Here is a 12,714-nt window from a genome sequence, read left to right as displayed (position 1 = left end):
GGTGATGCATGATGGGGCAACAGGACAGTCTGGCGAAAATACCTACCGTGTCCATATATGGAATTCATTTTTCCAAGCTGAATATGCAGGATACCGTTGCCTGTCTGGAGAAGGTAATAGAAAGCGGGCATTCGATCCAACTGATTACAGCCAATCCGATCATGGTAATGGAGGCGTTGGAGAATCCTAAGTTCATGAGTGTCATGAAGCAGGCTGATCTCATCATTCCGGATGGGACAGGCATCGTATGGGCCGCGAACTATGTAGGCGATCCGGTTGCGGAGCGGGTAACCGGCTTCGACTTGCTGCATGAGCTAATGAAGGCGGGCGAGGTTCGCCGCTGGAAGGTATTTCTTCTCGGGGCGGCGCCCGACGTGGTTGGGGCCGCGGCGGAACGTTTGCGCCAGCAATATCCGCTGGTCGAGATCGTCGGCGTGCGTGACGGCTTTTTCGGCGAAGCGGAGGATGAGGCGGTCGTTCAGTCCATTCGCGAGGCCGCTCCGGATATTCTGTTCGTCGCCCGGGGACTCGATACGCAGGAGCCGTGGATTGCGAAGCATCGTCATGAGCTGCAGGTTCCGTTGATGATGGGAGTCGGGGGAAGCTTCGATGTCATCTCCGGCAGAAGCAAGCGCGCCCCGGCATGGATGCAGCGGCTGCGTCTGGAATGGCTGTACCGCCTGCTTCGGGAGCCGAAGCGCTTCGGCCGCATGCTGGCCTTGCCGAAGTTCGCCTGGAAAGTAATGCGCGATAAAGATAAGGTGACAAAAGTGCAATGAAATGGAGCCTATGCTTATGATTTCGTAAGAATGCTCCATAATCTGCTGTTGGTGTTTCCCTTATGAACGGAGTATAATTCGATCCGGTACCATAAATGGGGGTTGGAACAACCGATGATAACCGTATATGTTGTTGGTGGACTGGTCGCTCTGCTGCTGGCCACCGGTTTGACGCCGCTAGTCAAGAAGTTCGCGATAAAAGTCGGTGCAGTCGACGTGCCCAATGCACGTAAAGTGCACACCCGCATTATGCCGCGCATGGGCGGCTTGGGGATTTTTGCCGCTTTTGTTATCACGTTATGTTTATTGGCATTATTTGTTCCTGATATATTGTTCGGTCGCCGTGATTCCAGCCTGATATGGGCATTGCTCTCCGGCGGGGCCATTATCGTGCTGACGGGGGCGCTGGATGACCGCTTTGAATTGTCGGCCAAGGTGAAGCTGGTCGGCCAAATTATCGCGGCCTGCGTCGTCGTGTTCGGCTTCGATCTGACCGTCGATTTCGTTAATGTGCCGTTCGGCGATCAATATTTGAATATCGAATCCTGGATTGCGATTCCGCTCACGATCTTCTGGATTGTGGGCGTGACGAATGCCATTAACCTGATTGACGGGCTGGACGGATTGGCGGCTGGCGTATCCGCTATTTCCATTGCCACCATTCTCGCCATGGCGGTCTTCATGGGCAATCCGATGGTGATTCTGTTGTGCGCCGTGCTGCTGGGCAGCATTATCGGATTTTTGTTCTTTAACTTTCACCCGGCCAACATCTTTATGGGGGATACCGGATCGCTGTTCCTTGGGTTCAGCCTGGCGGTATTGTCCTTGCTGGGCTTTAAGCAGATTGCCATCGTCTCGTTCATTACGCCGCTCTTGATTATCGGCGTTCCTTTGTCGGATACGTTCTTCGCGATTGTGCGCAGGGCGGTGCAGAAGAAGCCGATTTTTGCGCCAGACAAGGGGCATTTGCACCATTGCTTGCGCGAGCTGGGCTTCAGTCATCGCAAGACGGTGCTTATCATCTATGCGATTGCCTCCTTCTTCGGCGTATTGGCCATTATTCAGTCCGTGGCGGCCTCGCATGATGCGAACTGGGTGACGTTTGTCGTCATCTGCATTCTGATTGTCTCGCTTCAGCTCGGCGCCGAGGTTATCGGCATCGTCAGCAAGACGAAGCGGCCGCTGCTGAATATGATTCATCGCATGCGCGTAAAGGCCAATGCGGATTCGCGGTCGAAATAATTGTATGTGATCAAACCAAGCTTGCTCCTGTTGCGGAGCAGGCTTTTTTTGTTTCTATTTTGAAGATGGCTTCGGGACTGTTTTGTCGTCAAGAATTTAACTTGATTTTGGACATTGTCTAAAAAATATGCGATGCCGAGCCGATAAAAAGGGGTATGTAGCGTTTGGAATCAATACAGTCATATGGAGGCGATACAATGCGTGCTTGGCTTAAACCATTGTACATGCTGCTTGTCATTGCGCTGATATCCATGTCGATTCCGCTGGATATCGCTAAGGCGGCGGATCAAGATGGTGCCAGATATTTTCACTTTGACAATTTGAGTACAGTGAAAGAACATCCGACCCAGGTCAATACCGAAACGATTGAAGTGAAAGGAACCTTCAACGGGGTGTCCTCGAGTTCGATCGGCTACCGGGTTGATTTGGAAGTAAACGGGAAGATTGAGCATACGACATACGGGACCGATGTGAAGCCGATTATTACCGGGAACTCGTTTATTTTTCGCGCGGTTCCGCTGAAGACCGGCTTGAACATTGTAACGGTCACCGGTCTGGGGCCGAACGGTAACACCGTAGAGGCGAGCGCCTATGTTGAGTTCAGCAATGCGCCGGCTATCTCGGATATCAAGCTGTCCGACGGCAGAATTCTTGAGTCCGGCGTGCCGCTGATTGTGAAAGGCGATACCGCGTCCCTGTCTCTCAAGGCGCCGAACGCGTCGACGGTCACCGTGAACGGGCGTCAAATGTTCAACGGCGGCGCGGGCATGTTCGTATCCTCCGGGATTGCGCTTCAGCCCGGCTTGAACGAACTCGTCATCGTAGCCACCAACGGCAACCTGACGTATACGATTACGCGCCATGTAATCTCGTTCAATGGCGTTCTTACCGGCTATGACACCTTCATCGGGGCCAGCGCGATTGACGCGACGGCGAACCACTATGTGTCCGCTCCGGTGAGCGGCACGGTCAAAGGGAAGTTCATCGTGCCGAAGTCGCAGCAGAACAACACGCCTGCGCCGCCTACCGTTGATGTGGTCATCACGAAGGACAGCGACGGCACCGAGATTTTCAATGAGACCGGCATCACGAACGTGACGAAGAAGGAAGAGGGCTCGACTTATATCATTTATGAGTATGAGACGGCCGGCACCGCTTCTCCGGCGGATACCGGCAAATATAAATTGAACTTAAAGGTCGCCTTCGACGGCAAAACCAATGTTTTCTACAATCACTTCACGGTTAGAGACGCGAATGCGGCCGAGATCCTGGGCGTGAAGCAGCTGTTCAACCCGCAGGAGAGCGGAAGCACGGTGTCATTCGGCGCGGAAGCGACGTTTGCGCAGAACAGCACGGTGTTCGAACTGCCGCTTTATCTGAAGCTGGACGTGAATAATTTTACGGGTCAACCTGTTAAGATTACCGACTGGCAAAACGGCAAGCAGGTGGGATCCACCGAGTTCCAAAGCGCTACCGGCTTGGCAACCGTCAACGGCGAACCGGTGATCCGGATCGATGCGATGCCGGCCGGGGATCAAACGCTAAAAATCGAGATCGGCGGGGAGGCATACGAGATTAAGGTAAGCTATTCGCCAGGTCCTTATATCAAGTTGACGAACGTGCATGACGGCAAGACCTTCGATATGGCGAATGGCCTCCCTGAAATTCAAGGGCAGTTGATCAACTTTAATTTAAATAACAGCGAAGAGTTGAACAAGCTAACTATTACATTTAACGGAAAAAAAGAGCCTCTTACCAACGTAGATACCCTTACGGGAAAATTCACCCACTCTCTGGGCGAATTGGTTGCAGGCCCGAACAAGATCACGTTCGACGGGATAGCGAACGGGGTTCCGATCAGCTATACCATTACCGTATTCTTCTTCTCGAAGGATGTTCCGGCGATTGTGAAGATGTATCCGGTGCCGGCGGCGCAGGATCCGACCAATCCGAACAAGGAAGATACGGAGCAGAAATTTAAGCTGATTAAAGATTATGAGTATGTCACGAAGGAGCGTTCGGCTGACGTATGGATAGAAATCCAGAACGCGGACTCGATGAACGTGTATATCGATGGCAAGCTGATTACGACGTTGGACGAGAAAGAACTCATTAACGGCAGCCCGAATACGAATCCGGCGATTCTGTTCAAGGAACAGAATACGACGACAGGGTCCCACTTGTTCTTGCTGCACAGCCTGGAATTCCCGACATCCGGCAAGAAGAACGTGACCGTCGAAGTGCGTAAAGGGGTTACGACAGCCCGTCAGACGCTGGAGATTACGCGCGAACAGAATACGTTCGAGATTCTCTCTCCGAAGCTGCCGGACGAGAGTGTCGTCAACCAGAACTTCTTAATGGTAAGTATTCGTGCGGAAGGCGCGGATAAAGTGCTTATCGGCAAGCAGGAGCTGGTCAAGGGCGAGCAGGATATTTTCCGGGGCGAGATTACGCTCAAAAAGGGCAAAAATAATATTAAATTTACCGTTATGCAGGGCAAGCAAAAGATTAACGGCACCTTCGAGGTCAATTATGCGGATGCCGCGCTGCCGGGTGCGCAGTACAAGACGACGATCGGCAAGAACGGCAAGCTGTCCGCCTTCGGAGGGAATCTCGTTGTGCAGCTGCCGAAAGGCACGATGCTGCGCGACATGAACCCGCGTCCGGGCCAGACGCCGAAGGAAATCCAGCTGTTCGACAAACAAAACCTGTTGTTCGGAATCGCCGATCCGGATGACGGGCGGACAATTACGCGCGAGAACCAGGTTGGCGTGCGCAAGCCGGTAACCGGCGGAAGCGATGAATTCCTCGACGGTCAGCTCCGGCGGATCGATCCGGATGAATTTGCGCGCAGCGTGCTGATGCCGAAGGCGCATTTCGGACTCGGTTCGAGTCTTTATTGGATCGATGCGGGATATTTTAGCTCGGAAGACAGCGTCCTGAATCAGGATTATAAGCTCGTCAGCCCGTCGCATCCTTATGATGAAGCGAAGAAGTTCTACGAACGCGGCGACCGGATGTGGCTGGAGCCGACCCAACGGGGCACGATCACGATTAAATATGATCCGAATATCGTGAACGAGCATGCCCGCAATGTCGGCGTATGGCGTTGGAACAATACGAACAAGTCATGGGAGAATCTCGGCGGCAAGCTGGATACGAAGAAAAAGACCATTACGGCGCCGTTCGACGGCTTCGGTTATTATGGAGTCTTCGCGGTCCGCTACAGCTATGACGATATTATTTCGCATAAGTATGCCCGCAAGAGCCTGGAGCTGATGATGTCCCGCGGCTTCATGAAGGCGAAGAACCTCAATGAGTTCGGGGTATATGACAATATTACGCGGGGCGAAATGGCGACGATGCTCGTGAAGATGCTGAATATTCCGCTGGATTACGATCCGGACAACTTGACCTTCGATGATGTGGTCAACTATGAGGTTCCGGATCTGCTGTGGGATTACCGCTACATTGAGACGGCTGCCCGCAAAGGGATTGTCCGCGGTCTCGCTCCGCGACTGTTCATGCCGAACGGCGAGCTGACGCGTCAAGAAGCCGCTGTGATGATTTCACGGGCCTTGAACTTGAAGATTGGCGATCCGGATAAGGATCTTGCCAAACTGCAGAAGACATTTACCGATGCGAATCTCATCGATCATTACAGCATAAGCCCTATCCTCGCTGTTACGAAGGCCGGCATCATCAACGGCATTCCGAACGAGACGCAGGAAGGCCAGAAGAAGCCGACGTACCGCTTCGATCCGAAGTCGAACCTGACGAGAGCCGACGCGGCGGTCATGGGCGAACGCATTTTGGGCAAGGTGAAATAAGCAGGCAATGTTTTGCCCGTTCCCGCAACGGGTAATAAAGAGAAGAGCCGAACTGCGCTTCGGCTCTTCTTCATCTGCAATTGTACCCAGTTCTGTGAGAGGCTGTTCGAAATTGTTCTTCATGGGCGAACTTACACTCGTTGGTAAACATTAGCCCGTGACGAAAGAAATGATTCGCGCTATACTGTCACTTGTGACAACGAGTGGTTCTTGCTTACATAACTTCGTACATACAGGTACTCGGCGGATTGTGGGGCAGAGCCATGCACTATGCATGGCGGACAAGCAGTATTTTTGCAGACTTCATGAAGCGTTCGAAAAAGCTTGAGAATTTTTTTTAGAAGCCGCAACTTTTTCGAGCAACGCGCGTTTATATACATGAAGTTGAAAAACAAAGGGATAAATTCATTAGTATTCCCTGTATTTCTCAAAAATATGCTTTACGCTAGTCGTTTGTCATTGTATAATGTCTAGAGTAGTATGAGCATTTCTATTTATTCTCATTTGTTTACTAGTTTCTGTGGCATGTCCCATGTTGCAGACTTATTTTTTGAATACAATTCGCTCTTACTCTGGGAAGGGGGTGAATCGGCGAATGAGGGAAATGAGCTATCAATCTTCTAAGCAAGATTCTCAACAAACGAAGCAATTTAGAGGAGGAGACAAAAAGGTTATGAAGAAAAGATTGGCGCTGCTGCTTTCCGTAGCTATGGCGTTCTCCATGTTCGCTAACGTAGCTTTCGGTGCCGAAGCAGCTAAGACGACACAAGAAAAATTCGACGCTTTGAAAGAAGCTGGTATTTTTAGCGGATACCCAGGAACTAACGATGCAAAATTGGAGCAAAACCTGACTCGCGCTGAGTTCGCGAAAGTGGTTGTTAAAGCTCTCGGCTTGAAAGAAGTAGAAGGCGTGTACTCCTACAAGGACAAAAACTACGGTCCTAAGCACTGGGCTGCTAAATACATCGAAGCAGTTACTGCAGAAGGCTTGATGCAAGGTATCAACGCTTCCAAGCAACTGTTCGGTACGAACGACAACATCACGATTCAAGAAGCTGCTAAAGTTCTCGTTCTTGGATATAAATTCGATATCCCAGAAAACGCAGAAAACAACGCTTCCGACTGGGCTAAGAAATACTTCCAAGCTGCAGTTGACGCAGGCCTGTTCTCCAAGGATGCAAATCCTAAAGCGAACGCAACTCGCGGTCAACTCGTAGAAGCGGTTTACGCTGCTGACGAACTGTCTAAAGGACCTAAAGTTGAGTCCGCAAAAGTTATCGACGCGAAAAACGTTGAAGTAACTATGTCCGACAAGGAAGTAGTTAAAGTCGAACTGAAAGAAGAACTCAAAGCCAATGTAGAAACTGAAATCAAGTTCGAATACAAAGGCAAAGAGTACACTACGAAGGTTACTTATGTTGTAACTTCGGCTCAAAAAATCGAGTCCGTTACGGCTGAAAACCTGAAAGAAGTAGTTGTTACTTTCGACGGCACTGTAGATCCTAAGTCCGCTGAGAAAGCAGATAACTACGAAGTGAAGGATGCGAAAATCGACAGCGTAAAATTGGCTGCCGACAAAAAATCCGCAACGATTCTTCTGAAAGAAGAAGATTCTTCTACAATGAAGAACCAAAAAGAAATCGAATTGAAAGTTAAGGGCGTTCAAAACGAAGATAAGTCCAAAACTTTCGATCAGAAGATTAAATTCACGCCGGTTGACGTGAAAACACCTGAAGCTAAAGAAGTTGTAGGCTTGGGTACAAAGGCATTTAAAGTTGTATTCTCTGAGCCAGTTAAGAAATCCGGCGTTTACACTACTAGCAACTATAAAGTTGATGGTAAAACTGTAAGTGCATCTGTTAAATACGTTTATCCAAACATTGCTATCGTGAGCACTGATCTGTCTGTTGGCGAACATAAACTGACTATCAGCAATGTTGAAGACTTCTCTGGTCTGAAAATTGCTCCAGTTGAAACAACATTCACAGTTGCTGAAGATACAACTGCTCCAGAAGTAGTATCTGCTAAAGCAAAGGATCCGCAAGAATTGGAAATCGAATTTAACGAGACAGTTAAATCGATTGACAAAATCTATCACGGAAACTCCAGCAACACTGGTGTTGTTGAAATTAAAGACAACATTGTGACTGTGAAGTTCTCCAGAGATAAAGCTTTGTACCTTGGAGAAAATACGATTCACATTGAAGGCGTAACGGACTATAGCAACAATAAAGCTAGCCGTGAAGCTAAAGTGAATCCTTCTTTGGACTCTGAGCGTCCAGAAGTGGAAAAAGTTGAAGTGAAAAACAACGATCACAAAATTGTTCTCACATTCAACAAGGAGCTGCAAGAATCTTCCGCTAGAGATGTTAACAACTATGTCCTGAAGGATAAAGACGGAAAATTCTTCAAGCATGCTGGTCTTAACTCCGAAGGTAAACCTTACACGAAGCCGGTTTACGACAAAGACAAGAAAACCGTTACTATCGATTTGATTGAACGTCTGGATGCTGGTGATTACATCTTGGAAGTAAACGGTGTGCGTGACAATGCATATGTCAACAACACAATGCTTCCTTTCTCTAAGACAATCACTGCAGATGAGAAATCTGGGGATGCACGTGCATGGGTGAACTTCGACAACAACTATGACTATCTCTATATTCAATTCCCTAAAGCAGTGAAATCGGACGGGGATGGAGATGCTACAGTAAAAGCGAAATACCAAGTCTTTGGTAAGGCGCTGGGAGATGATTATGAAACTCCTGTACTGGTGCAACCAGACACAATTCGCATTGATGCGAATCGCGAAACTTTCTTGGATAAGAATGGTAATCTCAAGACCACTTACACACCAGCTGTTGTAGCAAGCTTGATTAAAGACATCGATGGCGAATGGTTCAAAGATGGCGACAACTACAGAGTAGTGGTACAAAACCTCGGCGAATCCAAAGTTACATTTGCTGAAAATGCAACTGCTTCTAACCGTGATGAGCTGAAAGTGAAATTGACAGGTAAATTGAATAATGTTGATGTTAGCGACTTCCAAGTTACGACAGAATCTGGAACTAAAGTTCCTTACACTTACTCCTTGGACGGTACTACATTGACATTGAAATTCGATAGTGATAACAAATTGCCTACTGATTTGTTTGGTGCTCATTTGGAAGTTGTTAACGATCGTACACAAGATACTTTCGGCAACCCTATCAAGAAAACTAGCATTCCAGTAGACGGTAAAATTAGACCAGAAGCTACGGCAGTATCAATTGAAAAAAACTCCGTTACAGATGCAACTTACAAAGCTCAAGTTACTGTGAATTCGAAGGTCTATGGCACAAATGTCAATAGCTACCCTGATATGTTTGTAGTTAAAGTGAATAACAAAGAAGCTAAGATTGTTGAAATCGATGCTGGGACTAAAGGAAGCGAGGCAAGCCCAGTATTTACTATTCACTTTGCTCTTCCAACGGATGTTTCTGAGTTGAATAAGGATTCCAAAATCTTTGTTGAATTCAAGAATGCTGGAGATGTGAAAGTTCTTCAAGACAGATCAAACAATACTGTTAAAGAATTCACTCTTCCAGCAACTTACAACCCAGCTAACTAATAAAAAAAGAAAGCCCCAAAATGGGGCTTTCTTTTTTTATTACCTTAGCAGTTTACAATTAGAGCAATTTGTGGTTTCTTACAACACTGTAACCCTTCATCCCCTTAAAAAATCGCAACTTTCTCCTCCATAATTGCGTTATACTAGGTATAAGATTATTTTGGATACATAGGAGGAAGCAGATTGAATAAGAACAGAACGATAGCGGCCTTATTATCGTTATCCCTTGCTCTAGGCACGTTTTCCGTTATTGCTCCCGACACTCATGCTGCTGCTGCCAAGACGGCGACGAATAAATCACAACAATCGAAGGCGACGGCAAATAAAAAAACGGCAGCTCTCTATACGCTCGATAAGTTAAGCCCGGTAAAAGTCACAGCCAAAAGCTCGGTGAAGTTAACTGACGTCAATTTGTACAAGCAAGAGGATGCCAATATTTTGACGTACACGATTACGTATACGAATAACGAGGCCAGAAGCATTCCCTTAATCGACTATTGGACCAAAGTTCGCACAAAAAGCAACACGGTGTACCCAACGAATCTGACTACGAAAGATCAAGGGAAAAAGACGATTCCTGCCCAATCTTCACTTACCCTGACTTATTATGCCAAGGTTGCAAAGCATCTTACCGCGAATGACTTGATATTTGATGTGATTAAATGGGATTTTAGCCAACCAAACTTTGAAAAGAAATTAGGTTCGTTTCAAATCCCGGCAAACTATGTAACGGCAACGCAAACAGGGAAATATAAATCGATTCGGATGAATGACATTCCGATCAAAACAAGTGTAAGCCGAGTCAATATCTTCCCATCCGATGACTATCATTACGTTAATGTAGCTGTGAATGTGGAGAATGCCGGCTTCAAGATGCTTGAAAATCCAGCATATAAATATGTAGTTAAAACAGCGAACGGAAACAGCTATCCGCTCGTTCCGGATAATTCGAGCAAAGAATATAAGCTTCAACCTGGCGAGAAAAAAACGTTGAATTTTATGACCATGATTCCAAATAAAGTTAAAGTGGATAAGCTCGAGATGCAAGTTCTGGAGGAAGATGAGACAGCCAAGATAACGCTTCCTGTCGGCACCTTCGTTCTCCCGAAATCGACAACAAACAGTTCCAATGTAAAAGCGTATGATGAGAAAGTGATTACAATCGGTGAGTCTAAGGTTAGGACGAAGATAGCGTCAGCTTGGACGAACCAAAGCTATGACAAAAATGATGTCTCGGTTACCTTTATGTTCGAAAATTTATCGAATCGCGAAGTTACGGTACCAAAATATGAGTTTGAGATGAGAGGTCCAAAAGGATTTTCCGTACCGATTGTAACCAAATCAATGGAAAATATGGTACTGAAGCCAATGGAAAAACGTCCTATCACGTTGACGGCTGTCGTTTCTACAGAAATTGGTACAGAAGAGCTGAAGCTCCACATGAACCGACCATCCGATCCGGAGCAAAAAAACGTCGAGTTTAAATATCCGGAAGGAATCTACGCGCTTCCAGAATTGCAAACGATGCAAAATAAAATCGGAACAGAGTACAATGTTCAGCATTCCAAAGGAACGTTGGGGGTATCCATTGATTCCTTGCAAAGACTTCCTTGGACAGACGGGGATATTGTATCCGCTAAAATGAAGATTCGCAATAAAGAATTCAAGACGATCCAATTGCCGGCGCTAGAAGGTGTCTTTAAATTGGACTCCGCAGACATAAGCGGCAAAACACAGGTGGTCAGCTCCAACGGCACCCTAATCATCGGGCCAAAAGAAGAAGTTGATGTATATGTCGTCACAAAAATTCCGAGCTATTTGGATTTCACGCAAATTCAAATCGCCCTATTGGAAAAAATCGGGGAAACCGATGCCGCTCAATTGATCCAGTTCACAAATATCGGAAGCCTGGCTGAGCTGCCTGTTGTAGAATATGGCACCTATCATAATTTGATGACGCAAGGCCGAAAAGCCGATATTATGGCTCGCAACAGCAAAGTTTATAAAGGCAATGTGGAGCAAGTTGTATACACGGATTTGGTCATGAAGAGTCTCGAGGAGCGTCAAACGACACTGTCACAATTGGTCGGTTATTACCGTACAAAAGACGGGCGTTATTATAAAGCGAACATTACGCAAGTTGAGGGACCAACAAGTCCAGATGGACGAAATATTGTCACGGTGTGGGCGAAAATGCCGAATTCCATTGATGCAAAAGAGATGCAGCTAGTTATCGGGGAAGGGATTACCGAAAACAAGTTGACACCTCCAAAAGGAGAGTCCGACGGTTACGTAAATGCCGTAGCGATGAATTTGGATATGCAGCAGCCTTCCTTCAAGAAAGACTTTAATAAACTTGATATGTTCCCGTACACCTTAACGATTTCCAATTTCTATGCCACGGCGAATAAATCGCCAAACTTGTCGGTTGAGTTCACGTATGACTTGACTCGTGAAGAGCAATATAATATGGGTGAATATGGGCATAAACTTGTGCTTGAGATTACCGATACGAGTGGACGGAAAGTTGAAACGACTCTCGAATTCAATAAAGATCTGCATGAAGGAAAAAACAAATCGTTCTCCACATCATTAACGGATGCATTCTTCGAACAGGTTGAAAACGGAGCATTTCAAGTTTCTCTATATGATTTCTTCCAAGGCGAAAGAATTAAATTGGCCAGCTACAGCAGCAGATATAATATCAAAAATTTCCGCGAGTAATTTATTCCTGCAATCCCCTCTTACTGAGGGGATTTTTTTAGGTTGCCATAAATAATTTTTAGCATGAGCTGGCAAGGCGGGCAACATTTCCTGCGGGTGGCTCGGCTCCTGATGGGCATAATAGGTATAACGATACCTGAAGGAGGAATCATTCCGTGGCGAGAAAAAAGCTGGTTCCTGACAGTAAAAATGCACTTTATCAAATGAAATATGAAATTGCTGCCGAATTCGGACTGCCTGTGGCTCATCAAGGGGCGTACTTGGGGATGGATACGGAATTTGCATCTGAACTGGGGAGCATGCCAGCCCAACCGGCGGCCCATCGCGATGACTGGGGGCATCTAACCTCACGTGATGCAGGCTCCGTTGGCGGCGAGATTACGAAGCGTCTCGTGACCCATGCGTTGCGGCAAAAATAGGCAGAAGAACTTTTTGTTCATTCATTGACAGGACCCGACAAATCAAGTATTATGATTTTTCGAAGGCTGGTATAACAACCTTTTCCATGAAGGAAAAGGTTCGTTTTTTG

6 protein-coding genes are annotated in these 12,714 nt (G+C 47.0%); all 6 read left to right on the top strand.

The features are described from left to right. Positions 1-11: 11 nt before the first annotated feature. The 6 genes from ABD76_RS17825 to ABD76_RS17800 all read left to right on the top strand — a co-directional run bounded on the left by ABD76_RS17825 (position 12) and on the right by ABD76_RS17800 (position 12,604). Entirely contained in the window at positions 12-779 is a 768-nt protein-coding gene (locus ABD76_RS17825; RefSeq protein WP_197258612.1) for a WecB/TagA/CpsF family glycosyltransferase, read from the top strand. 114 nt (positions 780-893) lie between these two features. Further along, a complete protein-coding gene (locus tag ABD76_RS17820) occupies positions 894-2,021 on the top strand; it encodes a glycosyltransferase family 4 protein (protein WP_197258553.1) in 1,128 nt (375 codons plus the stop codon). A 197-nt stretch (positions 2,022-2,218) separates the two neighbouring features. Then, positions 2,219-5,851: an S-layer homology domain-containing protein gene (locus tag ABD76_RS17815; protein WP_197258552.1), complete on the top strand. Its 3,633-nt coding sequence runs from the start codon at positions 2,219-2,221 to the stop codon at positions 5,849-5,851. 595 nt (positions 5,852-6,446) lie between these two features. Beyond that, positions 6,447-9,461 carry an S-layer homology domain-containing protein gene (locus ABD76_RS17810; RefSeq protein ID WP_197258551.1) on the top strand — a complete coding sequence of 1,005 codons (3,015 nt, stop codon included), beginning with the start codon at positions 6,447-6,449 and terminating at the stop codon, positions 9,459-9,461. A gap of 183 nt (positions 9,462-9,644) precedes the next feature. Then, positions 9,645-12,185: a hypothetical protein gene (locus tag ABD76_RS17805; RefSeq protein WP_197258550.1), complete on the top strand. Its 2,541-nt coding sequence runs from the start codon at positions 9,645-9,647 to the stop codon at positions 12,183-12,185. A 155-nt stretch (positions 12,186-12,340) separates the two neighbouring features. Next, positions 12,341-12,604, top strand: coding sequence for an alpha/beta-type small acid-soluble spore protein (locus tag ABD76_RS17800; RefSeq protein WP_197258549.1), 264 nt, complete (start codon positions 12,341-12,343; stop codon positions 12,602-12,604). The last annotated feature ends 110 nt before the right edge of the window (positions 12,605-12,714 follow it).

It is taken from the genome of Paenibacillus dendritiformis (assembly GCF_015845845.1).
Classification (GTDB): domain Bacteria; phylum Bacillota; class Bacilli; order Paenibacillales; family Paenibacillaceae; genus Paenibacillus_B; species Paenibacillus_B dendritiformis_C.
This window is presented reverse-complemented; position numbering and strand designations above follow the sequence as displayed.